24 protein-coding genes and 1 rRNA gene are annotated in these 25,585 nt (G+C 64.9%); 10 read left to right on the top strand and 15 right to left on the bottom strand.

From position 1 onward, the window contains the following. Position 1: 1 nt before the first annotated feature. The 3 genes from AV929_RS00125 to pheA all read right to left on the bottom strand — a co-directional run bounded on the left by AV929_RS00125 (position 2) and on the right by pheA (position 1,741). Positions 2 to 454: a peroxiredoxin gene (locus AV929_RS00125; RefSeq protein WP_064287051.1), complete on the bottom strand. Its 453-nt coding sequence runs from the start codon at positions 452 to 454 to the stop codon at positions 2 to 4. A gap of 2 nt (positions 455 to 456) precedes the next feature. Beyond that, on the bottom strand, positions 457 to 864 hold the full coding sequence (locus tag AV929_RS00120; protein ID WP_050037400.1) for an Hsp20/alpha crystallin family protein: 408 nt from the start codon (positions 862 to 864) through the stop codon (positions 457 to 459). A 61-nt stretch (positions 865 to 925) separates the two neighbouring features. After that, the gene (pheA, locus tag AV929_RS00115) at positions 926 to 1,741 is read right to left on the bottom strand and encodes a prephenate dehydratase (protein ID WP_064287050.1); all 816 of its coding nucleotides are present in this window, start codon (positions 1,739 to 1,741) and stop codon (positions 926 to 928) included. A gap of 224 nt (positions 1,742 to 1,965) precedes the next feature. Here pheA and AV929_RS00110 point away from each other — a divergent pair, with 224 nt between their 5' ends. Then, positions 1,966 to 2,298, top strand: a complete 333-nt coding sequence (locus AV929_RS00110; RefSeq protein ID WP_023843073.1) for a DUF4234 domain-containing protein — start codon at positions 1,966 to 1,968, stop codon at positions 2,296 to 2,298. Between the two features lie 65 nt (positions 2,299 to 2,363). Here AV929_RS00110 and AV929_RS00105 read toward each other — a convergent pair whose 3' ends face one another. The 8 genes from AV929_RS00105 to AV929_RS00070 all read right to left on the bottom strand — a co-directional run bounded on the left by AV929_RS00105 (position 2,364) and on the right by AV929_RS00070 (position 10,883). Next, complete coding sequence (locus tag AV929_RS00105) at positions 2,364 to 2,993, bottom strand: hypothetical protein (protein ID WP_014039224.1); 630 nt, start codon at positions 2,991 to 2,993, stop codon at positions 2,364 to 2,366. Positions 2,994 to 3,134: 141 nt separating this feature from the next. Further along, positions 3,135 to 4,553: a dihydrolipoyl dehydrogenase gene (lpdA, locus tag AV929_RS00100; RefSeq protein WP_064287049.1), complete on the bottom strand. Its 1,419-nt coding sequence runs from the start codon at positions 4,551 to 4,553 to the stop codon at positions 3,135 to 3,137. A gap of 39 nt (positions 4,554 to 4,592) precedes the next feature. Beyond that, positions 4,593 to 4,901, bottom strand: a complete 309-nt coding sequence (locus AV929_RS00095; RefSeq protein ID WP_050007658.1) for a hypothetical protein — start codon at positions 4,899 to 4,901, stop codon at positions 4,593 to 4,595. A gap of 145 nt (positions 4,902 to 5,046) precedes the next feature. Next, positions 5,047 to 6,687: a dihydrolipoamide acetyltransferase family protein gene (locus tag AV929_RS00090; RefSeq protein ID WP_050037403.1), complete on the bottom strand. Its 1,641-nt coding sequence runs from the start codon at positions 6,685 to 6,687 to the stop codon at positions 5,047 to 5,049. A 3-nt stretch (positions 6,688 to 6,690) separates the two neighbouring features. Continuing rightward, on the bottom strand, positions 6,691 to 7,689 hold the full coding sequence (locus AV929_RS00085; RefSeq protein WP_064287048.1) for an alpha-ketoacid dehydrogenase subunit beta: 999 nt from the start codon (positions 7,687 to 7,689) through the stop codon (positions 6,691 to 6,693). Continuing rightward, a complete protein-coding gene (gene pdhA, locus AV929_RS00080) occupies positions 7,686 to 8,792 on the bottom strand; it encodes a pyruvate dehydrogenase (acetyl-transferring) E1 component subunit alpha (protein ID WP_064287047.1) in 1,107 nt (368 codons plus the stop codon). The genes AV929_RS00085 and pdhA overlap by 4 nt, the downstream gene beginning before the upstream one ends. A gap of 172 nt (positions 8,793 to 8,964) precedes the next feature. After that, entirely contained in the window at positions 8,965 to 9,894 is a 930-nt protein-coding gene (gene lipA / locus AV929_RS00075) for a lipoyl synthase (RefSeq protein WP_023843075.1), read from the bottom strand. A 155-nt stretch (positions 9,895 to 10,049) separates the two neighbouring features. Then, complete coding sequence (locus tag AV929_RS00070; protein WP_064287046.1) at positions 10,050 to 10,883, bottom strand: bifunctional 2-polyprenyl-6-hydroxyphenol methylase/3-demethylubiquinol 3-O-methyltransferase UbiG; 834 nt, start codon at positions 10,881 to 10,883, stop codon at positions 10,050 to 10,052. 188 nt (positions 10,884 to 11,071) lie between these two features. Between AV929_RS00070 and AV929_RS00065 the strand changes: the two genes are divergently transcribed. Both AV929_RS00065 and AV929_RS00060 read left to right on the top strand, forming a co-directional pair. Further along, on the top strand, positions 11,072 to 13,441 hold the full coding sequence (locus tag AV929_RS00065) for a DEAD/DEAH box helicase (RefSeq protein WP_064287107.1): 2,370 nt from the start codon (positions 11,072 to 11,074) through the stop codon (positions 13,439 to 13,441). A 205-nt stretch (positions 13,442 to 13,646) separates the two neighbouring features. Beyond that, positions 13,647 to 13,886, top strand: a complete 240-nt coding sequence (locus tag AV929_RS00060) for a hypothetical protein (RefSeq protein ID WP_225306736.1) — start codon at positions 13,647 to 13,649, stop codon at positions 13,884 to 13,886. A gap of 270 nt (positions 13,887 to 14,156) precedes the next feature. On the opposite strand, the gene AV929_RS00055 is transcribed toward AV929_RS00060, so the two are convergent. Next, entirely contained in the window at positions 14,157 to 14,813 is a 657-nt protein-coding gene (locus AV929_RS00055; protein ID WP_014039234.1) for an HAD family phosphatase, read from the bottom strand. A gap of 117 nt (positions 14,814 to 14,930) precedes the next feature. Here AV929_RS00055 and AV929_RS00050 point away from each other — a divergent pair, with 117 nt between their 5' ends. From AV929_RS00050 to pheT, 5 genes are all read left to right on the top strand, one after another. Next, on the top strand, positions 14,931 to 15,653 hold the full coding sequence (locus AV929_RS00050) for a topoisomerase DNA-binding C4 zinc finger domain-containing protein (protein WP_064287045.1): 723 nt from the start codon (positions 14,931 to 14,933) through the stop codon (positions 15,651 to 15,653). 263 nt (positions 15,654 to 15,916) lie between these two features. Then, the gene (gene endA / locus AV929_RS00045; protein ID WP_014039236.1) at positions 15,917 to 16,951 is read left to right on the top strand and encodes a tRNA-intron lyase; all 1,035 of its coding nucleotides are present in this window, start codon (positions 15,917 to 15,919) and stop codon (positions 16,949 to 16,951) included. A gap of 141 nt (positions 16,952 to 17,092) precedes the next feature. Then, on the top strand, positions 17,093 to 18,742 hold the full coding sequence (locus AV929_RS00040; RefSeq protein ID WP_064287044.1) for a tryptophan--tRNA ligase: 1,650 nt from the start codon (positions 17,093 to 17,095) through the stop codon (positions 18,740 to 18,742). A gap of 273 nt (positions 18,743 to 19,015) precedes the next feature. Continuing rightward, on the top strand, positions 19,016 to 20,527 hold the full coding sequence (locus AV929_RS00035) for a phenylalanine--tRNA ligase subunit alpha (protein ID WP_011224539.1): 1,512 nt from the start codon (positions 19,016 to 19,018) through the stop codon (positions 20,525 to 20,527). Further along, the gene (gene pheT / locus AV929_RS00030; protein ID WP_064287043.1) at positions 20,527 to 22,281 is read left to right on the top strand and encodes a phenylalanine--tRNA ligase subunit beta; all 1,755 of its coding nucleotides are present in this window, start codon (positions 20,527 to 20,529) and stop codon (positions 22,279 to 22,281) included. Before AV929_RS00035 ends, pheT begins: the two co-directional genes overlap by 1 nt. Positions 22,282 to 22,326: 45 nt before the next feature. On the opposite strand, the gene AV929_RS00025 is transcribed toward pheT, so the two are convergent. The 3 genes from AV929_RS00025 to AV929_RS00015 form a co-directional block, all read right to left on the bottom strand. Beyond that, positions 22,327 to 22,806: an RDD family protein gene (locus tag AV929_RS00025; RefSeq protein WP_064287042.1), complete on the bottom strand. Its 480-nt coding sequence runs from the start codon at positions 22,804 to 22,806 to the stop codon at positions 22,327 to 22,329. Between the two features lie 39 nt (positions 22,807 to 22,845). Next, positions 22,846 to 23,898 (bottom strand): quinone-dependent dihydroorotate dehydrogenase, encoded by a 1,053-nt coding sequence (locus AV929_RS00020; protein WP_064287041.1) that lies wholly within the window; start codon positions 23,896 to 23,898, stop codon positions 22,846 to 22,848. 105 nt (positions 23,899 to 24,003) lie between these two features. Then, a complete protein-coding gene (locus AV929_RS00015; RefSeq protein ID WP_004516407.1) occupies positions 24,004 to 24,201 on the bottom strand; it encodes a hypothetical protein in 198 nt (65 codons plus the stop codon). Between the two features lie 248 nt (positions 24,202 to 24,449). On the opposite strand from AV929_RS00015, the gene AV929_RS00010 reads away from it, so the two are divergent. Both AV929_RS00010 and AV929_RS00005 read left to right on the top strand, forming a co-directional pair. Then, a complete protein-coding gene (locus AV929_RS00010; protein WP_004516406.1) occupies positions 24,450 to 24,758 on the top strand; it encodes a non-histone chromosomal MC1 family protein in 309 nt (102 codons plus the stop codon). 660 nt (positions 24,759 to 25,418) lie between these two features. Beyond that, positions 25,419 to 25,585 (top strand): 16S ribosomal RNA (locus AV929_RS00005); the annotation flags it as partial.

The raw sequence follows: 25,585 nt of genomic DNA, 5'->3' as shown, positions 1-25,585 counted from the left end.
CCTACTCGGCCCTGACCAGGCCGGTGTCAATGAGGTCCTCGAAGACGCTCGCCGCGTGGCCGTCGGGGCCGACCCGCTCGTAGACGGCGACGACGCGTTCCTTCGCGATGACGTACGTCGTCCGCTGGCTCCGCCCGTCGACCAGCGGCACGTCGAACGCTTCACACAGCCGTCCCTCGGGGTCGGCTAGCAGGTCGAAACTGATGTGGTTCTTTTCCGCAAAGTCACGGTGACTCTCCACGCCGTCGGTCGAGACGCCGTACACTGAAACGCCGGCGTCCTCGAACCGGTTTGCGTGCTCCTCGAACTGTTCCGCCTCCGTCGTACACCCCGGCGTGTCGTCTGCCGGATAGAAGTACAGCACCGTTGGCTGCTCGAAGGCGGGCTGGACCGGGTTTCCGTGCTGGTTCGTCGCCCTGATCGTCGGCACGTCCGTGCCGGGTTCGAGTACCATCGTCAGTTTACGGGGATATCCGTCCCGTTATCGTCCTCGCTGTGTCCGACCTTCGCCAGCCGAACGGTGAGGACGCCGTCGTCGTAGCTCGCGGTGGTCTCATCGTCGTCGACGGCTTCGGGGAGGCGGACCGACCGGCTCAGTGACTGCTGGCGGCGCTCGCGCTGGACGTACTGGCCGTCAGTCGACTCTTGCTCCCGGCTCGACGTGGCGCTGATGGTGACTTCTCGGTCCTCGACGAGCTGGACGTCGATGTCGTCGCTGTCGTAGCCCGGCAGGTCCGCGTGGACGACGAAGGCGTCGCCCTCGTCGACGACATCCACTGGAATAGCGCCCATGTCGACGCCGAATTGCTCTCCCAGCATATCGAACGCGCGCTCGATCTCGCTGAACGGATCGCGGTCAGACATACACGGGGGTACACGGGCCCGGGACTTAACGCTTGAACGGGGCCGGCGGTGTCCCGCTGACTCAGTTGACGACCGTCTGCGAGTCGTACGACCCCAGCCGGCGGACCCAGCCCTTCTCGGCGATGTCCTCGATGTCGGCGAGGGCGTCCTGCGTGCGCTGCTCGTAGAGGCCGGCCGAGATGTCGATGTGGAAGACGTAGTCGCCCAGGCGCTCGCCGCTGGGTCGAGATTCGACGCGAGTGAGGTTGATGTCGCGGTCGGCGAAGGGCTCCAGCAGTTCCAGCAGCAGGCCGGGGTAGTCGACGTCGGGGTAGACGATGAAGGAGGTCTTGCCGCCGGCCTCGCTGCGCTCGCTCTTCGTGGCGACGACAACGAAGCGGGTGGCGTTCGAGGACCGGTCCTGGATGTCCTCGGCGAGCACCTTCAGTTCGGTCCCGTTGGTCGCGTTCTCGGGGTGGCCGATAGCGGCGATGTCCGGGTCGCCGCGGGCGCGTTCGACGCCGCGGGCCGTCGACGCGACGGCCTCGACGTTGACGCCGGGGTAGTGCTCGTCGAGCCAGCCGCGACACTGGGCCAGCGCCTGGGCGTGGCTGGCCACCAGCGAGAACGACTCGTCCTGTGCGAGCAGCGCGTGGCGGATCGGCGTGATAATCTCCTCGACGACGGCAACGTCGTACTCCGCGAAGGCGTCGAGCGATTCGGTGACGGAGCCTTCGATACTGTTCTCGACGGGGACGACGCCGCGCTCGGCCTCGCCGCTGGCGACGGCTTCGACGATGGCGGTCACCGACTCGGAGAAGGATATCTCGTCGTCGGTGACTGCCTGTGCGGCGCGGTGGGAGTAGGTCCCCTCGGGACCCAGGGTAACAGTGGTCATACCCGGGGTACAGCGGTGGGAACCAAAAGAACCGTGGTCATCGGCAAGCGCTGTGCCGGGGCGGTCGCGGTATCCGTCTGACGCTGTCTCGGTGGCGTCAGCCGCCGTTCAGGACAACCGTGCCAGGTCCTCGTCAGTGCCGTGCCAGACAGGCACCCGTCCGACTGCTTGCGAATCTACAGCGGGTGTACTTTTTTCAGCAAGCGTGAGCGAATAGCGACTGTATGTCAGCATCACCGCAAGTGACTGACGCAACCGCGTTCGAAGACGGATCGCTCGGCCTGCAGGTCGTCCTGTTTGTCGTGACTGGAACGCTCTATGGCCTGTACTGGCTGTACAAGACCGCCAAGCAACTCGATGCAGGGACAGACCAGAACCTGACTCCTATCTTGGCAGTCATTCCTCTCGTAAACATCATCGGGATCTGGCAGATCTCAAACGCGGCGGAAGCCGTCACCGACCAGAGTGGTGTGGTCCTGTTCCTGCTGTTCGTCGTCTTCGGTCCCATTTCGTGGTTCTTGATACAGTCAGGTATCAACGACGTTGCGACTAACTGACGGCGTCCTCGACTTTTCACGGACGTGGAATTTCGCCACTGCTGTATCGCTACCGGTGACACTCCTCACTCGTTGCTACGGTGGAACAGCGCGAGGTGAACGAGAAGGTATCGCGAGGCGTAAAAAACCGTCACGCTGGCGACGAAGGCGAGCAGCGAGACCGTTGCAACCGACAGGCCGAACCCGGAGTCGACGAACGGGTTTCGACCCGTGAACGCGACGTATGCGGACACTGCGTCACCGCCGCCAAGCCCCACAGCGAACAGGCAAAGCGAGAGCACGATTGCCAGTCCGCCGGTCCCGAGGCCGACGTAGCGCGCGAAGTCCTCGGCGTTGAGCGCCGCGTGCGCCTGTCGCTCAGTCAGCGGGGCAAGCCGGACTCGGTAGAGGACTGACCCGACGAGCAACGTCGCACCGAACAACTGCAAGAACCCGCCGAACAGCCCGAGCAACAGCACCTTCGGCGAGGCGACGGCGGGGTCAACTGCCGGGAGAAACGCCGCGGTGCTGTCCGGATACAGACCGTAGATCGGTAGTAACAGTGCCAGCGCACCAAGCAGGGCGCTCTGGAGTGCGAGCGTTCGCGGGACGGTCTGTCTGAGATACGAGTGGCGTTCATAACGGAGTCGCTCGTACGTCGACCCCGAAATGATCGCCTGGGCGATGGTATCGTCGGGCTCTGAGTCAGTAGACATATCTTACCGGTTCCTAGTCACCGACAGTTTACTCAATCCACAATATAACCCTTTTGCACGGCGCAAGATTCTGTCTCTCTGTCAGTAAACACCCACAGAGTTGTGTTTGACTGGGCCTTCGTGAACCAGCCCCACACGTTCTCAGCGCGTGTGAACGGCTTCGCCGCGTGCCGCCGCGGCCGCCTCGTGGACCGCTTCGGAGAGCGTCGGGTGCGTGTGGATCGTCCCGGCGATGTCTTCAAGCCGCGCGCCCATCTCGATACCCAGCCCGAGTTCGGCGATAAGCTCCGACGCTTCCGGGCCGACGATCTGTGCTCCGAGCAGGAACTCCTCGTCAGCATCAGCGACGACGCGAACGAAGCCCTCCTTCTCGTTGACCGTGAGCGCGCGGCCGTTGGCCCGTACCGGCATCTGCCCAGTGACCGGGTCGAAGCCCGCCGCCTCGGCCTCGCTCTCAGTCATCCCGACGGTGGCGATTTCGGGGTCGGTGAACACTGCGGCGGGAATCGCCTGATGGTCGAACGCGGCGGGTTCGCCGGCGGCGGCTCTCGCAGCGACCTCGCCTTCGGCCATCGCCTTGTGGGCAAGCATCGGCTCGCCGGCCACGTCGCCGACTGCGAACACCGACTCGTACGCCGTCCGGCACTGGTCGTCGGTCGGGATGACGCCGTTCTCGTCCGTCTGGAGGTCGATGTTCTCCAGCGCGAGCGTGTCCGTGACTGGCTCGCGCCCGACCGCGACAAGACATTTCTCGGCGTTATACTCGGTGACCGCGTCGTCTTCGTCGACGGTCTGGACGCGAATGCCCTCCTCTGTCTCGTCCCAGTCGTCGGCCGCCTCGCCGAAGTTGAAATCGATACCCAGGTCCTCGGCGCGGTCGCGGACGACCGCCGCGACGTCGTCCTCGTAGCCGGGCAACACGTCGCCGAGCATCTCGACGACCGTGACCTCCGCGCCCAGTTTCGCGAACACCGTCGAGAGCTCCATGCCGATGTAGCCCGCGCCGACGACGAGCAGCTTCTCGGGGACCGATTCGAGCGCGAGCGCGTCCTTCGAAGAGAGGATGTGCTCGCCGTCGAACTCGAAGCCGGGGACCGCCATCGGTCGGCTCCCTGTCGCAACGATGGCGTGTTCGAACGACAGCGACTCCGAGCCTTGCCCATCGCCGCCGTGGGCGACCCGGACCGTCCCGTCGTCGACGAACTCGGCGGTCCCCTCCACCAGATTGACGCCGGCGCTCTCACACAGCGACTCGACGCCCCGTGTCAGCCGTGTGATGACGCCGTCTTTCCACTCTGTCATCCCGGCCATGTCGACGGCCGGGTCCGCGAACACACCCATCGATTCGGCCTGCCGGGCGTCGTGGGCGACGTCCGAGGCCGAGATGAGCGCTTTCGAGGGGATACAGCCGTGGTTCAGGCAGGTCCCGCCGTAGGCGTCCCGCTCGACGAGCGTCGTGTCCAGTCCCAGTTGCGCGCCCCGGATCGCGGCGACGTAGCCGCCCGGACCGCCGCCGATAACAAGCAGTTCGGTTCCCGTAGTGACATCTCCGACGACCATACCGGTGCCTCGTCCGGGTCCGTGAAAAGCTATCGCCCTTCACCTCGCTGTCGTGTCTCGCGTGCGCCGGCGATACAGATAATAGCCGACGACCGGTACCGACACCGCAAACGCCGGGAGCAGTGTCGATCCCACCCCGTGGACGATGCCGGCGAGCGCATACAGCGGTGTCGGGGACCAGTCGCCGTCGGTCCGCCGGAGCTGTCGACTGTCGAGAAAGAGGCCGACCGTGAGAAGCAGGCTGAACAGCACACTCGCCCAACTGGCGAGGACGGTCAGAGCAAACGCGCCGAGGAACGTTCCGAGACTCGCTTCACCGGCCGACCCTGACGATATGAACAGGTCCATCGACAGCCGGGAGAGGGCCATACACCCCGGCGGCAAGACGAACAGCGCGGCTAATCCGTACCAGATCCATGTGTCTCTCGTGGAGGGCATCACCAGCCCTGTCGTTCCAGTGACCCGTTTCGGTTTCGATTGCGAACCCGAGCGGCTACTCTAACAGGAGTCGCGTCGGGTCCGCCAGGTACTCCTTGAGCGTGTTGACGAAGCGTGCGGCGTCTGCCCCGTCGATGACGCGGTGGTCGATTGCTAGCGAGAGCGGGAGCGTGGGTTTTGCGACGACCTCGCCGTCTTCGGCCACCGGCCGCTCCTTCAGCGCCCCGATCCCGAGAATCGCCGTCTCTGGGACGTTGATTATCGGGCTGGCGTACTCGCCGCCGATGGCCCCGAAGTTCGTGACGGTGAACGTCCCGCCCTGCATCTCCGACCGCTCGATGTCACGCTCTCGGGCCCGCCCGACGAGGTCGTTGATCTCGTCTGCGAGTTCGACCAGGCCCTTCCCGTCCACGTCGTCGACGACCGGCACGACGAGCCCGTGGTCGGTCGCTGCCGCCACGCCGATGTTGTGGACGTCTCTGTAGACGATTTCCTCGTTTTCGGTGTCCAGGGCCGTGTTGAGCACCGGGTGCTGGTCCAGCGCCGCGGCGACGCATTTCACCACGAAGGGCGTGTACGTCAGCGTGACGTCGCGCTCCTCGGCGAGCGGTTGTAGTCGCTCGTGTGCCTCGACGAGGCCGGACACGTCGACCTGGTCGTGGTGGGTCGCGTGGGGCACCTCTCGCCGGGATCGAGCCATCTGTTCGCCGATGGACCGACGGACGCCACGGTACGGTTCGCGGCGCTCGCCGTCGCCTGTCTCGACGGCTGTCGTTTCGGCCCCAGCGCCGCCCGCCTCGGCTGCCGTTCCCGCCGCACCACCTTCGGCGCTGACAGCTTCGGCATCAGCCGCCTGCGCGGCCTGTTGTGCCTCCGCGTACGTCCGAACGGCCGACTCGTCGACGTAGGGCTGGCCGTCCCGGGTCTGGTCGGTCGGGACGGCGTCGATGTTCACGTCGAGTTCGCGGGCGGCCTTTCTGGTTGCCGGCGTCGCCAGCGTCTGGTCGCGATTGGCGGCCGCCTGTCCGTCACCGGAGACACTTCTGACGGCTGACTTGACAGCATTCCCGTCGTCTGTGTCCGCATCGTCGACCTGCGAAACTGCTGTGGTCGGGCCGTCCCCGTCGTCGGACGCCTCCGAAACGACCGACGTGGGGCCGTCGTCACTGTCAGCCGTCTCATCGGCTGACGCCGTGGCCGCCTCGACGTCCCCCTCGGTGACGCGACCGCCCGGCCCGCTCCCGTCGACGGCCGCGATGTCGACCCCCTTCTCACGGGCGAGTCGGCGAACGCTCGGCGAGGCGAACACGCGGCCGTCGGCCGTGCTTGCGTCCGACTGGTCCGACGCATCGGCCGCTGTGGCTTCGCTCGCAGTGTCGTCGGCTACTGCCTCTGTGGTAGCTTCTGCCGATTCGGCGTCGGCCGCACTGCCAGCCGCCGCGTCGGCCGCTTCGGCATCGCCCGCCTCGTCGATAGTGATGAGCACCTCGCCGGTCTGTACCATCTCGCCGACTTCGGCGTGCAGTTCCTGCACGACGCCGTCGACCGGCGACGGCACGTCGACGGCGGCCTTGTCGGTTTCTACCTCCGCGAGGACCTGATCCTCGGTGACGGCGTCGCCCGGCGAGACGTGCCAGGTCAGCACCTCACCCTCTGCGACCCCTTCACCGAGGTCCGGGAGATTGAACTCGAACATGCGTCAGAACTCCACTGCCTCTCTGATACCGTCTTTGATGCGGGCGGGTTCGGGGAGGTAGTAGTCCTCTAAGGCGTACAGCGGGTAGGGCACGTCGAAGCCGGTCACCCGCGTAACGGGGGCCTCCTGATACAACAGGACCTCCTCCTGAATGGTGGCGATGATTTCGCCGGCCAGCCCGCCGGTTTTGGGCGCTTCGTGGACGACAGTCGCTCGCCCGGTCTTCTTGAACGACTCGACGATGGCGTCAGTGTCCATCGGCGACAGCGTTCGCAGGTCGATCACCTCTGCGTCGATGCCCTCCTCGGCCAGTTCCTCGGCGGCTTCGACCGTCGGCCGGGTCATCGCACCCCATGTGAACACGGACACGTCGCTCCCCTCACGACGGACCTTCGCCTCGCCCAGTTCAACCGTGTAGGGGTCGTCGGGAACCTCCTCGCGGAACGACCGGTAGATGAGCTTCGGTTCGAGGAAGATGACGGGATCCGGGTCCCGGATGGCCGCCGTCAGTAGCCCCTTTGTCTCCTTCGGCGTCGACGGGACGACGACTTTCAGCCCCGCCTCGTGGACGTAGAACGCCTCCTTGGATTCGGAGTGGTGTTCCGGCGCGCGGATGCCGCCGCCGTAGGGCGCGCGAACGGTGAGCGGGCAATTGTATCGGCCGCGGCTCCTGTTCCGAAGTCGGGCGGCGTGACTGACAATCTGGTCGAACGCGGGGTACATGAACCCGGAAAACTGCATCTCCGGCACCGGCCGGAGCCCGTAGGCGGCCATGCCGATAGCCGTCCCGACGATGCCGGCCTCCGCGAGCGGCGTGTCGATGACCCGCTCGTCACCGAACTCCTCGTGGAGCCCCTGCGTCGCTCGGAAGACGCCGCCGTTCTTCCCGACGTCTTCCCCCATCACGACCACGTCTTCGTTCCGTTCCATCTCGCCGTAGAGGCCGTCACGGACGGCCTGTACGAGCGTCAAACTCTGTGTGTCTGCGTTCTGTGTACTCATTCCAGTAGCACCTCGTCACCGTGTCGCTCGCGCAGGTCTTCGAGGTAGTCCAGTTGCTGTTCGAGTCGCTGTGGCATCTCCGCGTACACGTCCGCGAACATCTCCTCCGGTTCCGGTCGCTCGGTCGCCTCTGCCTCGTCGATAGCTGTGGCCACCTCCTCCTGAATCGATTCGTCGATGGCGTCGACCCGCTCGTCGTCGAGCAGGCCCTGGTCTCTGAGGAACGCCTCCATCCGCGGAATCGGGTCTTTCTGCTTCCAGTGCTCGACCTCGCTGTCGTCGCGGTACACCGACGGGTCGTCGGCGGTCGTGTGCGCGCCGAAGCGGTACTGCACTGCCTCGATCATCGTCGGGCGGAGTTCACCCTCTGGTGGGTCGTGCGCCTTGTCGACGGCCTCGCGGGTCACCTGATACACCGCCAGCGGGTCCATCCCGTCGACCTGGACGCCGTCGAAGCCGTAGGCGTTGGCCTTCTGGGCGAGCGTCTCGCTGGCCGACTGGCGCTCCCGTGGCACCGAAATCGCCCACTGGTTGTTGTTACAGAAAAACACCGCTGGCACATCGAACACGCCAGCGAAGTTCAGGCCTTCGTGAAAGTCGCCCTCGGAGGTCGCACCGTCACCGAAGTACACGAGGGCAGCGGTGTCATCGCCCTTGAGTTTCGATGCCCACGCGGCCCCGGTCGCGTGCGGGATCTGCGTCGCGATTGGGACCGCAAACGAGAACGCCTGGACGTCTTCCGGCGGCGAATTACCCGACTCCGACCCCATCCAGTACAACAGGTCGTCCGACAGTGGCCATCCCTTGACGTACATCGCGAGATGTTCTCGGTAGCTCGGGAAGGCCCAGTCGCCGTCTCGCAGCGCGAAGGCGCTGCCGACCTGCGAGGCCTCCTGTCCCGACATTGGGGGGTAAGTCCCCATCCGGCCCTGCCGTTGCAAACTCACTGCCCGCTGGTCGAAGTGCCGGCCAAGTTTGAGATACCGGTACATCTCCACCAGTTCGTCGTCCGAGAGGTCCGGCACCGTTGCGCCGTCGACCACTGTCCCGTCTTCATCGAGAATCTGTACCCTGTCCGCTGGGTCGCGCTGGAGGACACTCATAGAAACCGCCTCCGTCGAAGTGGCATACGACGACTGTTCACTCGCACTACCTTTAGAGCTTTCGCGGGGCTGAAAAACACCTCCGACGTAGGTATTACTGGGAATATGGGTGCCTAAGACATTCTGAGCCGGTTTAAATTCTGCCCAATTTATTAGTGATAACTCCGATGTATCAGTTGTCAGCGCGCACTTTCGCCCGCGCCTCGTCTGCACTCTGGCCCTCACGCAGGACGCTCTCGACGAACAGTTCGCCGGCCCGGTATGACGACCGAACCATCGGTCCCGAGGCGCAGTACAGGAAGTCGAATTCCTCCTCGGCGACCCGCTGCCAGGTGTCGAAGGCGTCCGGATGGACGTACTCCGAGACCTCCAGATGCGAGCGGGAAGGCTGGAGGTACTGGCCGAAGGTGACCACGTCGACGCCGGCCTGCCGGAGGTCCGACAGCGTCTGGTACACCTCGTGGGCGTACTCGCCGACGCCCAGCATCAGGCTGGTCTTGCTGTAGCAATCGCTCTCGCGGTCGACCTGCCGAAGCACCGAGAGGGACTGCTCGTAGCCCGCCCGGCGGTCCCGGACCGGCCACTGGAGCCGGTCGACCGTCTCGATGTTGTGCGCGATGACGTCCGGATCGGCGTCGATGATCTTTCGTACGAGCTCCGGCTCGCCCTGGAAATCGGGGATGAGACACTCGACGAGGATTGACGGGTCACGCTCTTTGATGGCCCGGATCGTCTCGGCGAAGTGGCCCGCGCCCTGGTCGGGGAGGTCGTCGCGGTCGACGCTGGTCAGCACCACGTAGTCCAGCCCGATCTCCGCGACGGCGTCGGCCACCTGTTGTGGCTCGTCGGGGTCTAACGGGTCCATCCCACCGGTTTCGACATCACAGAAGTTACAGCCCCGCGAACAGCGGTCGCCCATCAGCATGAACGTCGCCGTCCCCGGTCCATCGCGCCCGCTCCAGCACTCTCCGAGGTTGGGGCAGTTGGCTTCCTCACAGACCGTATTGAGGTTTCGGTCCCGGAGCGTCTGCTTGATATCGGTGAACCGCTCGCCCGACGGTGGCCGCATCTTCAGCCAGTCAGGCTTGCGCGAACGACTCATTACCGGCAGTTAGGTTGGGTCGGTCAAAAACGTGCGGGGGTCATGTCCTCTGTCACATCCCTTGTTGAAGGCCAGTCGGGCGGTCAGGCGGCTCAGCCGAACCGACCGCCACCTGCGCACTCAGGGACATCAACGCTACTGCCCGCGTGCCCACCTCAGGCACGGCAGACCGCAAGCATATGTGCGGACATATCCACGACAGTTCGGTCCGTCCGGAGTTCGTCTACGAGCGCCTGAACACCGGCCCGCTCGTGTGCCGACAGGTCGGCAGCGGTCTCTCGGAGCCATGGAGCGGCGAGTACTGACGCCAGCCCTTCCAGCCCGACCAGCGTCTCGACGGTTACTCCGCCCGCCTCTAACAGCGCCTCGAACTCATCGGCGCGGAAGAAATGGGTCTCGGTGAACGCCGCGTCGTGCCCGAGTTGCGCCACGAACGGGCGGTCGTAATCGCCCGTCTCAGCGAGTTCGGCCGCATTGACGAGGTGTTCCGGCTCGCCGACCAGCGAGAGCACCAGCCAGTTGAGCCGCCCCATGACGGAGGCGAACACCGGACTCCCGGCTTTCGTCACCCGGTGCAGCTCCCGCACGGCGGCTGCCCGTTCGTCAGCGTCGAGTATATGCGAAAGCGGCCCACCCAGACACAGCGTCGCGTCGAATACGTCCCGGTCAAACCCGAGGTCGCGCACGTCGCCCGCCTCGACGGCCACCCGCTCTTCGTACCCGTGCTCGGCGATTTTCTCCTGTGCGATAGCTCGCTGGCCCTTGCTGGGGTCGACAAGCGTGACATCGTATCCCTGTTCGGCCAGCCAGACGGCGTACCGGCCAGCACCGCCGCCCACGTCGAGAACGTGTCCCGTGTCGGGGAGGTTCGCTTCGAGCTGTGCAACGGTCCCCGACCACTCCAACTGCCCGTGTAGCGTGGCTGTCAGGCGGTCCCACTCGCTCTCGTCGTTCTCGTCGTAATAGTCCTCGGGGTCACTGAGAGGCACACCTGCGCACTATCAGCCAGCTGAGTTAATTTTTTGCCAGGTGTGCTGGACACTCACACCGATGAACTGCACAGCGAAGCCAGAGAATGCATCCGCTTTTCACACACGTTCGCTCCCCCATAGAAACGCCTTTGCCGTCGCGGAACTGCGACTGTGACGTGTCATCCAGAAGCGACAGCGAGCCGACTGTGGCGGTCGCGGAGGTGCTCCCCGAGTTTGTCGACGCCTTCCCGTTCGAGGAGTTCAACCGGATGCAGTCGGCGGCCCTGCCGGCCCTGCTGAACCGCGACGACAACGTCGTCGTCAGCGCGCCGACGGCCAGCGGGAAGACCGCGCTGGCGGAACTGGCCATCTGCAAGACGCTCGCCGAGGACGGGACCGCGCTGTTTCTCGCGCCGCTACGCGCGCTCACCAACGAGAAGGAGAGCGAATGGGAGCGCTTCGAGGACCTGGGCTACTCCGTCTACGTCGTCACTGGCGAGCGGGACCTGAACCCCCGCCGCGCCGAGCGGGCCGACATCCTCGTGATGACACCGGAGAAGGCCGACTCGGCCACCCGGAAACACGAGACCAGCCGCTACTCTTTCATCACTGACGTGGACTGCTGTGTCATCGACGAGGTCCATCTGCTCGATTCGGACCGGCGGGGGGCGGTGCTCGAAGTCACCGTCTCGCGGCTCCGCCGGCTCTGTGACCCGCGGGTCGTGGCGCTGTCGGCGACGATGCCGAACATCGACGACGTGGCCGACTGGCTTGATGCCCCCGACGAGACGACCTTTGCTTTCGGCGAGAAGTACCGACCCGTGCCGCTGAACGCTGACGTGAAGACCTACTCCCACGGCGAGAACGCCTTTGCCGACAAGTACCGGCGGCTCTACCGGGCGCTGGACCTCGCCGAGCCACACATCCGGGAGGAGGGTCAGGCGCTCGTGTTCGTCTCCTCCCGTCAGGACACGGTCCAGGCCGCGAAGAAGGCCCGCGACGAAATTGTCGAGCGAGATATCCCGATGGGTGCACGCGGGGACTACGATTTCCACAACGACGCCGCCGACCTCTCGAACGACACGCTCCGCCAGTCCGTGCTGGACGGCGTGGGCTTTCACCACGCCGGCCTCGCGCGCGAGGACAAGAACAAAGTCGAGCAGTGGTTTAAGCAAGGGAAGATTCAGCTCCTCTTCTCGACCTCGACGCTCGCGTGGGGCGTGAACCTCCCCGCCCGCTGTGTCGTCATCCGGGACACGAAGCTCCACGACCCGCTTGAAGGCGAGGTCGACATGAGCCCGCTCGACGTGCTCCAGATGCTCGGCCGCGCGGGTCGGCCCGGCTACGACGACATGGGCTACGCCTGGGTCGTCTGTGACCGCTCGGACGCCGACAAGTACCGCCGCCTGCTCCGGGACGGCAAGGAGATCGAGTCACGGCTCGCGGCGGAACTCGACGCCCACCTGAACGCCGAAATCGCGCTCGGAACCATCGACGACGTGGACGACGTGATGGACTGGCTCTCCACGACTTTTTACTATGCTCGCTCGCAGTCGGCCCCCAACGAGTATGACGCCGGCAGCGATCTCCGAAACCGGGTCAGTGACACGCTTTCCGCACTCGTCGACGAGGGTTTCGTCGAACAGGACGGTCTCAACGTCGAACCGACGCGGCTCGGGCAGCTAGCCTCGAAGTTCTACCTCCGGCTCTCGACCGCGCGCCGGTTCGCGGACGTCGCCGAACGGTGTCAGGACGCCGCCGACCCGGACTCCGCTGTCTCCGTTGACGCGGACGACCTGCTGACCGCGGTGGCCGGCGCGACGGAGTTCGACAGCGTCAGCGCCCGCTCCGACGAGGAGGACGCTGTCCACGCAGTGCTGGGAGACAGCGTCGACGACAGCCTCGACGCCGGTCAGCGGAAGGTGCTGGCCATCCTCCGCTCGGGCATGACCGGGACGACGCCGACGGAACTCAAAAGCGACGCGTGGGTCATCCGCCAGAACGCCCTTCGCCTGCTCGCGGCGATGCGGGAGTTCGTCGACACGCTGGGGCCGGCCCGCTACGCGAACCTGGCCTGCCGGGTCGAAGCCAGAGTCGAACACGGTATCAGCGCTGATGCGGTAGGATTGACCGCTATCGACGGCGTCGGCAGCGGCCGTGCTGGTAAACTCGCCGCTGCGGGGCTCACATCACCCGCCGACGTGGTCGAAGCCGGCGAGGACGGCCTCGTCCGTGCCGGACTCTCGGACGGCGTCGCCGAACAGGTGCTCGCGAACGCGCGGGAACTCCCCGTCATCAGTATCGACTGGGGCGATTTCCCCGGGACAATCGCGCCCGGCGACAACGACATGCGGGAGGTGACGGTCAGGAACACCGGCGGCAGCGCCCGCGCGGGCCTGCGAGTGACGGTTAACGGGCGCGAGATGACCGCCAAGCCGTCGTATCTCGGCGAGGCCACGCTTCCGGTGGCCGTCTTCGGCGCGGACGCGGACGAACTCACGTTCACCGTCGAGGTCGCGTTCCCCGCGCTGCCGCTCCCGACGATTACCGAAACCCGATCCGTGCTGGTCCGGTAATCGACGTTTCGACTGTCTCTCTGAAACGCGCTCAGATGGCTCGGTAAAATTTACAAAGCTATCTAAAAGCGTTACAGCACTCCGTGAAATATCGTTGAAAGGTGCTGAAATCCGGTTAACATTCCGAAAAGAGCACGAATTATCCCCAAGGGTCTGGCGTTTATATGGGGGTATGGGTTCTTACGAAGAAGTGAGGAAGCCCACAATGTCCAGTGCATCGCCCTTCCGTTCCCCGATGGAAGCCGCCCCCAGTAGCCTCATCCTCCGGTCACTCACTCGTCCCTTGCAATTCATCGCGTTCTGGTTGGCTATCGTCACGCCGCTGGCATATCCGCCGCTGCTGCTGGGCGGGCTGGACAGTCAGAGCTTCCTCATCTTCGTGGGTGTCGTTGCCCTCAACGTCTTCGGCCTGCTGGCAGGCCGAGGATACGGTGACCCCGCCTGACCTGGCCGGGTCTTTCCCCTCCACGCCGGCATTTCACGCTGTTTCGTGACGCTCGAATCTCTGTACACCGTACTAATACCCGAACAGTATCGCTTCCCGGTCTCCGGCCCAGTTCTGTATCGGATCGCTATTACCCACCGCTCCTGATACTGCCGGCTGTACGTCTGTGACGAATATCGCCACTTCGGGGTGGCGAATCTCTTGAAATAGTTACAGCCGGAGTATGAGTCTGCCCTCTCTCCGCCCCTGCAAACAGACTATACTCGGCTGTTATACACCGCCTAACAGCACCTCGTGCAGTGTCGCGGCGTCGTCCGCGATCTCGTGGACCATCGACAGGTCCGTCTCATCGCCGTCGCCCCGGAATCCGACGGTCGTCATCCCGGCGGCGACGGCGGCGCGTGCACCCGCGGTGGAGTCTTCGACGGCCCAGCAGTCCTCGGGCGCGACGCCGAGTTCTGCCGCGCCTCGCTCGTAGATGTCCGGTTCCGGTTTGCCGGGGCCGTCGATGTCGCCGGCACTGATGGCGACGTCGAACTTCGAGAGGAGGTCGAAGCGCTCGTCGGCCACGTCGATCCAGGCCCACGGCGCGGAGGTCGTCAGCGCCAGCGCCACGCCAGCGTCCCGCAGGTCGTCCAGTAGCTCGTGTGCCCCGTCGAGGACGGTCGCCTCTTCGCCGTAAATCCGCTCGCCGTGTTTCTCGAACAGACTCTCGAATACCTCACGGCTGATTTCGAGGTCGTACTCGGCATCGAGGTCCGGATACACTTCCCGGTAGTTCCGACCGGTAATGGCGGCGACAGGGATGTCGTCGTTCGGTGCGGCCGTCGGAAGAATGTCCTCGCGCTGGGCACGGACCCAGTGCTCTTCGGATTGGACGAGCACGCCGTCCATATCGAAACAGACTGCAGCCGGTGGTTCGCTCATTGCCTCCCTGTCGCTCGGCGACGGCTTTGGCTGTTCCGACTCCGGCAGCGGTGACCGTTCGACGGGGCCCTGTCGCCGACTGAGGGTTTAAGTACCGGAACCCGGCCAGGTTGGCCCATGCACGACGGAACCCGTGTGATAGCTGGCGAATGTACGACCGTTTTCGAGGGAACGCGCGAGCGGGAGCAGCGCGGCGACGTGCTCGTCGTCGTCAAGCCGGACAATACCGTCCTCGTTCATGATGCTGAAGGGTATCAGCCGGTCGCGTGGCTCACGCGCGCCGAAAGCGTCACCATCGACGACGGGGCGGTGACCGCCCGCGACGGCGACGAACTCCTCCAGGTGGTCCCTCACGAGGAACACGGCAGTGCCCGCTATCCGGCCTCGAACGCTGGTGTCCCGGTGCGTGACTGCCCCGACTGCGCCGGAACGCTGGTCCGCACCCGAAGCGATGTCACCTGTACTGGCTGTGACGCCGCCTACGGAATTCCGAGCGATGCCGCGGTCACCGGCGGCCGCTGTGACGACTGCGGACTCCCCACGCTTCGGGTGGAACGCGGGCGGGCGTTCGAACTGTGCCTTGACCGGGATTGTGACTCGCTGGACGACGCTGTCACCGCGGCCTTCGACCGCGAGTGGGACTGTCCCAACTGCGACGGTGACCTGTTGATGCTCCGCCGCGGCGGCCTGCTCGCCGGCTGTGAGCACTACCCCGACTGCGACACCGGCTTCTCGATCCCGTCAGGCGTCGTCGTCGGCGACTGTGACTGTGGCTTGCCGCTGTTCGAAACTGCCGGGGGAACGCGGTGTCTGGACAGCTCCTGTTCGGAATTGGGGTGAGGTTTCAAGACTGTGTTTGCTGGGGGTACAGTTCTGAACCTCCTGAGAGTCTACTTAGCCAGTGTTGCCCAACCGACACTGGGTGGGAATGAAAGGGGCGAGACGCTGGCGGAAGGCGGCTGGTTCAAGCACCGCAGCGAAGCGAGGCGCGCAGACCTGCCCCCGACTCCAGCGTCTCGGGGCTTTCTGGCCCTTTGTGTCCGCGACTGTGAAAACAGACCTGACCCGCAGGGGCTTTGTCGCCGCGGGAGCCACGTCAGAGCATGGAACTGACGCTCGACGGTGATGTCGTGCGGGCCGGCTACGAGGCGCGCGAGCGGTTCTACGACTCGCGCGGCTACGGGAAGGTCCGCAACGGCGACATCGACCTGTCCCCGGTGGAGGCCGCACACCTCCTCTACCGCGGAGATATCGAGAGCATCGACGGGATGGACTTCCGCGCGTTCCTCGGGTCGGCGGCCGTCTCCGAGGTCGATTTCGCCGTCTACAAAGACCTGCGGGACCGCGGTTTTTACCTCACGCCCGCCCGCGAAGGATGGGTCGACGACGCCGCGGGCGCGGACTTCGTGGTCTACCCGCGGGGAAAGGGGCCGTGGGACAACGAAGTGGCCTACCGCGTCCGGGTTATCGGCGAGCGTGATACCGTCGACGCGACGGCCCTGGGCGGCTGCGTGCTGGCGGTCGTCGACGAGGAGAGCGAAGTGACGTACCTCGATACCGACCGACGCGAGGTCTCCGGGACCAGCGACGCCGCCGTCCCAGCGACGGCGGGTGAACTGCTCGGAGAGCGGGTGGTGTGCTGGGAACCGCCGGCGGAGCTGTACGATCAGGCATTCTACGGGCAGCAACTTGGCGACGACGGCGCGGTCCAGCTCTCGCTCGTGGAGGCCGCGTATCTCGCACAGGAGGGGCTGCTCACGGTCGATGGCGGGGCCGACGCTGTCGTCGGGCGGGGTCGCGAGGTCGAGGGCGACCGCTTCGACCGCCGGCTGGCCGTCTATACGGCGCTGCGAGCGAGCGGCGTTGCGCCAAAGACCGGCTTCAAATTCGGCGCGGACTTCCGGACCTACGCCGACGTCGAAAGTGCCGAGAACCTTGGGCACTCAGAGCTACTGGTGCGGGTGCTGCCGGCCGACCACCGCTTCGAGCCGCGGGACCTCGCGCTGGACGTTCGCCTGGCCCACGGCGTCCGGAAGACGATGGTGTTCGCTCTCACGGCGGACGGTGGCGACGGTAGTGGCGATAGCGGCAACGGCAACGATCTCGAGTGGATCGCCGTCGAGCGGCTGACGCCCTGATCTGGTCGCCACTTCACCGGCCGGTGGTCATTCATCTGTTCCCTGATACGCCGCTCTGTGTGGCGCACCGAAACGAACCCTTTTTGCGCCGACCGGAACCAAAGCACCTGTAACGTGGCTCACCGCGAGCCGAGCACATCCATGACGACAGACGATTCCCACCACGACGACGCATCGCCCGACGAGGACCGCCGCCAGTCGGGCGGAGAGTGGCGGGAGTCCGACGCCCGCTCCGGCGGCGAGTCGGTGCTACCGGACGGCGGCACTGAGGCCGAAGGGGCCGACGAGGCGACGCTCGACCCCTGGGGCTCCTCGACTATCGCCGACTACCGCAAACTGTTCGAGCAGTTCGGCATCGAGGAGTTCGACGAGGTGCTCCCCGAAGTTCCCAATCCCCACTACCTGATGCGGCGGGGCGTCATCTTCGGCCACCGGGACTACCGACCGGTCGCCGAGGCGATGCGCAACGACGATCCCTTCGCCGCGCTATCGGGGTTCATGCCGACCGGTGACCCCCACATCGGCCACAAGCTGGTCTTCGACGAGATCATCTGGCATCAACAGCAGGGCGGGGACGCACACGCGCTCATCGCCGACCTCGAAGCCCACAGCGCCCGCGGGCTGTCGTGGGATGAAATCGACGAGCACGCGACGGACTACGTCCTCTCGCTGCTCGCGCTCGGATTCGACCCCGACGAGGGGACGCTGTATCGCCAGTCGGACAACCGCGAGGTGCAGGACCTCGCGTTCGAACTCGGCGCGGAGGCGAACTTCTCGGAACTGCAGGCCATCTACGACTTCGACGGCGAGACGGACGTCTCCCACATGCAGTCGGTCGTCACCCAGATGGCGGACATCCTCTACCCGCAACTGGACGGGCCGAAGCCGACGGTCATCCCCGTCGGCCCGGACCAGGACCCGCACATGCGGCTGGCCCGGGACCTCGCCGCGCGGATGCGGTTCTTCGGCGTGACGGAGGCCTTCGCCAGCTTCGAGGCCGACGCCGTCGAGCGGACGCTGCTCCGGCAGGCCTACGATGCTCGGGAGGAGTACGCCGAGGACGTCGACCGGCCGCGGTGTGGCGAGGCCGCCGACTGGCTGCGCGACCACCAGCCAGCGCCCGCCGACGCCCGCGAGTCCGTCGTCGCCAAACTCGCCGAGGCGGGCAAGGAACCGCTCCGCCCGCGAATCCGGTTCCTCGACCGCAACGCCACCGAGGCGGCCTTCGAGGCCCTCATCGAAGCCATCGACGGCGAGAAACGGGTGTACGACGAGCACATCGACACGTTCGACCTGGACCACGCCGAGGCTGAGGAGCTGGCTCGCCAGGTCGAACTCGACAACGGCGGCTACGGGTTCCAGCCGCCCTCGTCCATCTACCACCGGTTCATGACCGGCCTCACCGGCGGCAAGATGTCCTCGTCGATTCCGGCCTCGCACATCTCGCTGCTGGATGACCCGGAGGACGGCTACGACAAAGTGAAATCGGCCACCACCGGTGGTCGCTCCACAGCCGAGGAACAGCGCGAGAAGGGCGGGAAGGCCGACGAGTGCCCGGTGTACGAGCTGTACGCCTACCTGCTCTCGGGCGCCGACGACGAGTTCGCCAAAGAGGTCTACGACGAGTGTGTTGGCGGCGAACGGCTCTGTGGCGGCTGCAAGGAGCAGGCCGCCGAACTGATGGCCGAGTTCCTCGAAGACCACCAGGAGAAACGCGAAGAGTGGGAGGACAAGCTCGACGAACTTGATATCGACCTCGACTCCGACCGCGCGCCGACGAGCGCGGACTGAGAACCGAGCCGAGACACCCCGTCTCGTGTCGAGACGAGTACACGCGCAACGCTTTTAGGCGCTAATCACAATCGCTCAGATATGGCACCCGAATCCCACCCAGGCGTCGCTCGTCAGCCACTCGACAGTCCGGGGTTCGGCTTCTTCTTCGCTGCCTGATCGTGTGTGGACTCTGACGGCGTCGAGAGGCGAGGTCAGACGAAACCGCGAACAGGAAGTGAGAACCGTTAACTGAGCGACCCGCGGTTATCCCCACAAGACCGAGACACCCGTATGAAACGACCACAGGCACAGGTGGCCGTCCTGCAGGCCGCCGACGCACAGGAAGACAGGCGTATCGACGACGTGGCTGCGGAGGCTGACCTCAAGCCGGAAGCGGCCACCAGAGCGGCGTTCGAACTCGAAGCCGACGGACTGCTTGCCGTCTCCGAGGAGACGCTGGAACACTACGAACTCACCGAGGAAGGCGACCAGTACGTCCGCGAGAGTCTGCCCGAACAGGACCTTTACGAGGCAGCTATCGACGCCGGCGCAGCTGATGGTCCGGTCCAGATGGGACAGGTCATCGGCGCGTCTGGCCTCGAAGGCGGCGCGGTCGACATCGCGCTCTCGAACTACGCCCGCAAGGCTTACGGTGAGATCGACAGCGGCGAAATCACGGCCAACCAAGACGCCGACCCCGGGTCCGACCCCGAGATGCTGGCACTGGAGGCCGTCGCAGACGGGCGTGTCGAGGACGCCGATGCGGACGCGCTCGAGCAGTTGGAACGGCGTGGGCTCCTCGACGTGCGTGAGGAAACCGTCCGCTCGGTCCAGCTCACCGACGACGGTGTCACCGCGCTGATGGAGGGCGTCGAAGCCGCCGAGACCGTCGACCAGCTCACCCCCGAGATGCTCACCAGCGGCGAGTGGGAAGACGTGGCGTTCACCGAGTACAACGTCGAGGCCGACGCCGAGGACGTGAGCCACGGCAAGGAGCACATCCTCCGCCAGACGGCCAACCGCGTGAAGGACACGCTCGTCGGCATGGGGTTTTCCGAGATGGAAGGCCCCCACGCCGACGCCCAGTTCTGGATCAACGACTGCCTGTTCATGCCACAGGACCACCCGGCGCGGACCCACTGGGACCAGTTCGCCCTAGAGGAGCCCGAGGAGATCGGTCACCTCCCACCGGACCTCGTCGAACGGGTCCGCTCGGCCCACAAGGAGGGCGTCGGCCCCGACGGCGAGGGGTACCACTCGCCGTGGACCGAGGACATCGCCCGCGGGATGGACCTACGGGGCCACACCACCTCGCTGTCGATGCGCTATCTCTCGGGCCATCAGGTCGGCGAACTCGACCCGCCCGAGCGCTACTTCAGCGTCGAGAAGGTGTACCGCAACGACACGCTCGACCCGACCCACCTGCTCGAGTTCTTCCAGATTGAAGGCTGGGTGATGGCCGAGGACCTCTCCGTGCGGGACCTGATGGGGACGTTCACGGAGTTCTACGAGCAGTTCGGCATCACCGACCTGGAGTTCAAGCCCCACTACAACCCCTACACGGAGCCGAGCTTCGAACTGTTCGGCACCCACCCCGAGACCGGCGAGGTCGTCGAGGTCGGCAACTCCGGTATCTTCCGCGACGAGGTGCTCACGCCGCTCGGCGTCGACTGCGACGTGATGGCGTGGGGCCTCTCGCTCGAACGACTACTCATGCTCATGTACGGCTTCGAGGACATCCGCGACGTGCACGGGACGCTGTGTGATCTTGAACTGCTGCGGGAGACGGAGGTGATTCGCTGATGCCGGTCGTCGACGTCGACCCCGACGAACTGCGGTATCTGACCGGCCACAGCGAGAAAGACGACGACGAACTCAAATCGGACCTGTTCGACCTCGGCCTCGAATTCGAGGGCTGGACCGAGGACGACGAGTTCCAACTGGAGTTCGCGCCGGACCGATTGGACCGCCTCTCCGTCGAGGGGGTCGCCCGGTCGCTGCGGTATCACTACGGCGACGACCGCGGGGTGGAGATTCCCAACACGAACAGCGCTGACTGGACAATTGAGGTCGAGGACCAGCCCGACGAGCGCCCGTACGTCACCGGCGCTATCGTCCGCGGGCTGGACATGGACGAGGCAGCGCTGGAGTCGCTCATCCAACTGCAGGAGAAACTCCACGCGACGATGGGTCGCAAGCGGGCGAAGGGTGCGATTGGGGTCCACGACCTTACGATGTTGAAAGGCGACTCGGTCACCGACGAGACTGGCAAGTCCATCACGTACACCAGCGCGGACCCCGACGAGGCGACGTTCGTACCGCTTGACGCCGACGCGGAGATGACCCCCAGCGAGGTCATGGCGTCCCACGAGACCGGCCAGACCTACGGCGACCTCGTCGCCGACTTCGACCGCGTGCCGGCCATCTACGACGCCATCGGCCTGTTCTCGTTCCCGCCGGTCATCAACGGCCGCCGGACCGAGGTCAGCGCCGACTCCCGGGACCTGTTCATCGAGATGACCGGGACCGACCAGTGGACCATCGACCACATGTGCAACATCGTCTGCTACGCGCTCGCCGCCCGTGGCGGCCAGGTCGAGAAGGTCGACGTCTCCTATGCCGACGATGCGCCCGGTGAGTACGCTGGCAAGACGCTGGAGCGACCGGACTTCTCGGTCCGGACGAAGACGGTCACGCACGACCGTATCGAATCCATTCTCGGCGTCTCACTGGACAGCCGCGAGGTCGTCGACTACGCCGAGCGCGCTGGCCTCGACGCGAGCGAAACCGAATCTGACGACGGTGTGGCATACGACGTTGAGGTCCCACCGTACCGCGTCGATGTCATCCACCCGCTGGACATCATCGACGACATCGGCCGGGCGCTCGGATTCAACAGCCTCGAACCGACTTACCCCGACGTGTCGACGGTCGGCGGTCGGCATGAACGGTCTCGGCTTGAGGACGCCGCCCGCGACGCGCTCGTCGGCCTGGGCTTCGAGGACCTGCTGAACTTCCACATGACAAACGAGGTCGAGAACTTCGAGCGGATGAACCTCTCAACGCCGGAGGCCGAAGACGGAAACGACGCAGACACTGTCGGTCTGGTTGACCCGGTCACCATTCAGGAGCCATACAGCGAGGACTACACCATCCTCCGGACGTGGGCGCTTCCCTCTATCATGATGGTGTTGGAGAACAACACCCACCGGAGCTACCCGCAGGACCTCGCCGAAATCGGGCTGGCCGCCGGTCTCGACGACTCGGAGAACACCGGCGTCGCCGAACACCGCACTGTTGCCGCCGCGCTCGCGCGCACGGACGCCTCATACGAGGACGCGAAGGCCCGCCTGCAGGCGCTCGCCGACGCCTTCGACAAGGACCTCGAAACGCCACCAACCACGCATCCGTCGTTCATCGGCGGCCGCGCCGCCGAGGTCGTCCTCGACGGTGAATCGGCCGGTGTCATCGGCGAGATTCATCCGAAAGTGCTCGTCGAGCACGACCTGGAGCTGCCGGTCGCAGCATTCGAGTTCCGGTTAGACGCGCTGGAATAGCTTCGACTGCGAGCGGAGTGAGCGTCCAATTCTCTCCGCGCTGCTCTACTTGTCGCTCGGGTACACGTACTCTACGTCGCTCGGTTTTCCTGTGGCCTCTTCGTCGGTTTCGACCACGATGGTCGAGGAGAGCTTGTTGAACAGCCGCAGGCCCTCTTCCTCGTAGGCAAGCCAGCCGACGAGGATGTCGATGGGGAGCAGGAACGCCTTCCCGAAGCTCTCGATGGCTGCCGTGCCGTAATCGATGGCCTCGCCGCGTTCGTCTGTCACGGCGATGTTCATCACCATTTTCCCGACCGACTGCCCTTGCCGGCCTTCGAGCACTGTCCAGTAGACGAACAGCCCGAGCCCGTTCAGGCCGGTGACCGGAGTGGTACCCGAGAGGCCGCCGGCCAGGAGAGAGAACACGCCAGCGGTCTCGCCAAGTGCGGAGAGGACGGCACCGACGAGCAGGATGTCGAGGAGCCACGCGAGAAAGCGGTCGTCCCAGGCGGCGATGTGCAGGGTGCGGGGACTGTCATCCATGCTGGCGGTTCGCCGTAACTGTACTTCAAGATTCGCCGGCTACAGGTCCACGCCGACGGCGTCCTCGACCGAGTCGAAGCCGTCCTCCGCGAGCAGGTCGAGCAGCCCCTCGTTGATTTCGCGGGCGATGGACGGGCCGCGGTACACCAGGCCGGTGTACAACTGGACGAGTGAGGCCCCGGCGCGGATCTTCCGGTATGCGCCCTCCGCTGTCGAGACGCCACCGACGCCGACGACGGGCACGTCGACACGCTCGGCGACGAACCGTACCATCTCAGTCGCCTGATTTTCGATTGGCTTCCCGGAGAGGCCGCCCGTCTCGACCGCGTTCGGCGAGCGTAGGCTTGCGGGCCGTTCAGTCGTCGTGTTCGTCGCGACGACGCCGTCGAGGCCGAGTTCGGTCACCAGGTCAAGCGCGTCCTCGACTGCCGGCTCGGGGAGGTCCGGCGAGAGCTTCACGAGCAGGGGAGCAGCGCCCGCGTCCTGTAGCTCACTGAGGATCGCTTCCATCGCGTCGCGGTTCTGGAGCTCCTCGAAGCCCTCCGAGTTTGGACAGGAGACGTTGACGACGAAGAAGTCCCCGCCTTCGGCGACGTGTTCGTACGTGGTCCGGTAGTCGTCGGGGGCCTCGCTCGTTCCGACGTGTTCGGTCTTGGCGATGTTGACGCCGACCGGGAACGGCGCATCGACGTTCTTCAGTCGCTCGCCGATGACGATGGCCCCGTCGTTGTTCAGGCCCATTCGGTTGATGATGGCCTCGTCCTCCCTGAGCCGGAACATCCGCGGGCGGGCGTTGCCGGCCTGTGGCTCGGCCGTGACGCCGCCGACCTCGGCGAAACCGAAGCCGAGCGACGCCAGCGCTCCGGGGATGGTCGCGTTCTTGTCGAAGCCGGCCGCGACCCCAACTGGGTTGTCGAAGGTCTGGTCAAACGCCTCCACTGCGAGTCGGTCGTCAGCGACGGTGTAGCGGTCGGCCATCGCCTCGGCGACCCGCGTTCCGTCGACTGCCTCCAGCAGTCGGTGGACGCTCCGGTTGGCAGTTTCGGCTGGCAGTGAAAACAGGAATGGTTTCGCGATATCGTAGGGTCTCATTGTGATGGTAGTCCGGTTGGCCCGAAAAACAGTGGTGACCGGTTGATATCGGGCGATGGCTCCGGCATCTCCGCCCGGTGGCACTGTGTCACCGTCGATGGTGCCTCAAAAGTCGTGTTCGACCTCTTCGGGGTCGGCCTTCTGGATGATAATCTTGTTGTCACGGACGCGGACGAACACCTCGTCGCCGATCTCCATCCCGGCCACGGCCAGCTCGTCTTCGTGAATGTTGATATGTACGTTGTGGTACTCGCCGTCCTCATCTTTGGCGCCACTCGGGCTGAGCTTCTTCTTTCGCACCATCGCGCTATCCTACTCCGCACTTCACCGCAGGATACACTTAAGTCTACCGTGCCGCCGGCCGCTGGCTGGTGGTTTTGTGGACGCGCGTGACGATTTCGACCCGAATATTCGGCTTGAACTGGCCGGTTTGCTGGTTTGAACCGGTACGTGATGGCTTCAATTTATAAAGGTACCCCCCGACGGAGGGCGGATTGGGGGGTATATTTATGTTCTGCCATGTGCTGAATTGGCATGGAGCGGTGAAATCCATGGCACCCGACAGTGACAAGCGCAACTTCGCACTGCGCGAAGACGGTGACGAATCGAGCGTCTTCTCGGGCGGAACACCTCGACAGGCTGCGCTGAAGGCAGCACGTCGACTCGAGCCGGCCGACGGTGAAGATCAGGCTGACCCTGAGGAGATACGACTACGGGAGAAAGGAACCCACAAAGTCCACATCTACGAGGCGTGGGCATGGGTCGAGGAAGCACCCGACGACAAACCCGACTGGATGCCCGGCGACATCACGAAAGGGAACGTCTCGAAGCAGGGCGTCGAACACCTAGACGAGATCTAGGTCGCATTCCCGACATTTTCGGTGCAACGCCCGGCCGGTAGCGGCTGCTGTAACTGTTCGTGCGCGCGCGGAGTCGACGTCTGTTTCGGCGTCCCATTCCCGACACGCCGTACTGACCGTCTGCAGTCGTGTGCAACACTCTCCCCCGTGTAATCTTGTCCCGTAGGCGACTCCCTTCGACGGGGTTAAGTGTGGCTCACCCATCGGAATGAAATGCGAACGCGGACAGGGGCCGACGCCCCCGAACGAACGCACTCGTTCCGACGCCCTTAAGTGTAACAGGACATTCGGAATGAACGCAAAGGTCGCTCGCGTCGTGCGGTTCGACGCGAGTCCCATCCGATGCCCTTAAGTGTAATAGGGAACTCGGAATGAACGCGAACGACGTTCGGTCGGGGTGTTGAACCCCTGCCGACACGGACCAGGCGGGATCGACTCGCCAACGAAACTCGAAGCCTTTATGGTGGCTTCGAGACAACAATCAGGTCCGAAGAAATGAGGATTCCACCCCTGCGGTCCGCCGTCAAGATGGGATCTGATGTTAGCCCTGATAGTTCGGTGACACTCGGTCGACGGGTGTCCTCGAACACCCTTCGATAGCGACCACACCCATTATATGGGTGTGATCCCGCCTAACCCCCCGGCATTGTGCCGGGATACATTCCGGTTGATCCTGCCGGAGGCCATTGCTATCGGAGTCCGATTTAGCCATGCTAGTTGCACGAGTTCAGACTCGTAGCATATAGCTCAGTAACACGTGGCCAAACTACCCTACAGACCGCAATAACCTCGGGAAACTGAGGCCAATAGCGGATATAACTCTCAGG

Origin of the sequence: Haloarcula sp. K1, assembly GCF_001647155.1 — an archaeon.
Classification (GTDB): Archaea; Halobacteriota; Halobacteria; order Halobacteriales; family Haloarculaceae; genus Haloarcula; species Haloarcula hispanica.
Note: the sequence above shows the minus strand (reverse complement) of the source record. Positions and strands in the feature narration are given on the sequence as shown.

Bases quoted from the DNA above. Each gene is read 5' to 3' on its own strand.
- AV929_RS00025 (WP_064287042.1), bottom strand. From the start codon at position 22,806: ATGGATGACAGTCCCCGCACCCTGCACATCGCCGCCTGGGACGACCGC.
- pheA (WP_064287050.1), bottom strand. From the start codon at position 1,741: ATGACCACTGTTACCCTGGGTCCCGAGGGGACCTACTCCCACCGCGCC.
- AV929_RS00020 (WP_064287041.1), bottom strand. From the start codon at position 23,898: ATGAGACCCTACGATATCGCGAAACCATTCCTGTTTTCACTGCCAGCC.
- AV929_RS00090 (WP_050037403.1), bottom strand. From the start codon at position 6,687: ATGTTCGAGTTCAATCTCCCGGACCTCGGTGAAGGGGTCGCAGAGGGT.
- AV929_RS00050 (WP_064287045.1), top strand. From the start codon at position 14,931: ATGCACGACGGAACCCGTGTGATAGCTGGCGAATGTACGACCGTTTTC.
- pdhA (WP_064287047.1), bottom strand. From the start codon at position 8,792: ATGAGTGTCCTCCAGCGCGACCCAGCGGACAGGGTACAGATTCTCGAT.
- lpdA (WP_064287049.1), bottom strand. From the start codon at position 4,553: ATGGTCGTCGGAGATGTCACTACGGGAACCGAACTGCTTGTTATCGGC.
- AV929_RS00095 (WP_050007658.1), bottom strand. From the start codon at position 4,901: ATGGACCTGTTCATATCGTCAGGGTCGGCCGGTGAAGCGAGTCTCGGA.
- pheT (WP_064287043.1), top strand. From the start codon at position 20,527: ATGCCGGTCGTCGACGTCGACCCCGACGAACTGCGGTATCTGACCGGC.
- AV929_RS00110 (WP_023843073.1), top strand. From the start codon at position 1,966: ATGTCAGCATCACCGCAAGTGACTGACGCAACCGCGTTCGAAGACGGA.
- AV929_RS00120 (WP_050037400.1), bottom strand. From the start codon at position 864: ATGTCTGACCGCGATCCGTTCAGCGAGATCGAGCGCGCGTTCGATATG.
- AV929_RS00040 (WP_064287044.1), top strand. From the start codon at position 17,093: ATGACGACAGACGATTCCCACCACGACGACGCATCGCCCGACGAGGAC.
- AV929_RS00085 (WP_064287048.1), bottom strand. From the start codon at position 7,689: ATGAGTACACAGAACGCAGACACACAGAGTTTGACGCTCGTACAGGCC.
- AV929_RS00125 (WP_064287051.1), bottom strand. From the start codon at position 454: ATGGTACTCGAACCCGGCACGGACGTGCCGACGATCAGGGCGACGAAC.
- AV929_RS00035 (WP_011224539.1), top strand. From the start codon at position 19,016: ATGAAACGACCACAGGCACAGGTGGCCGTCCTGCAGGCCGCCGACGCA.
- AV929_RS00055 (WP_014039234.1), bottom strand. From the start codon at position 14,813: ATGAGCGAACCACCGGCTGCAGTCTGTTTCGATATGGACGGCGTGCTC.
- lipA (WP_023843075.1), bottom strand. From the start codon at position 9,894: ATGAGTCGTTCGCGCAAGCCTGACTGGCTGAAGATGCGGCCACCGTCG.
- endA (WP_014039236.1), top strand. From the start codon at position 15,917: ATGGAACTGACGCTCGACGGTGATGTCGTGCGGGCCGGCTACGAGGCG.
- AV929_RS00060 (WP_225306736.1), top strand. From the start codon at position 13,647: ATGTCCAGTGCATCGCCCTTCCGTTCCCCGATGGAAGCCGCCCCCAGT.
- AV929_RS00010 (WP_004516406.1), top strand. From the start codon at position 24,450: ATGGCACCCGACAGTGACAAGCGCAACTTCGCACTGCGCGAAGACGGT.
- AV929_RS00105 (WP_014039224.1), bottom strand. From the start codon at position 2,993: ATGTCTACTGACTCAGAGCCCGACGATACCATCGCCCAGGCGATCATT.
- AV929_RS00015 (WP_004516407.1), bottom strand. From the start codon at position 24,201: ATGGTGCGAAAGAAGAAGCTCAGCCCGAGTGGCGCCAAAGATGAGGAC.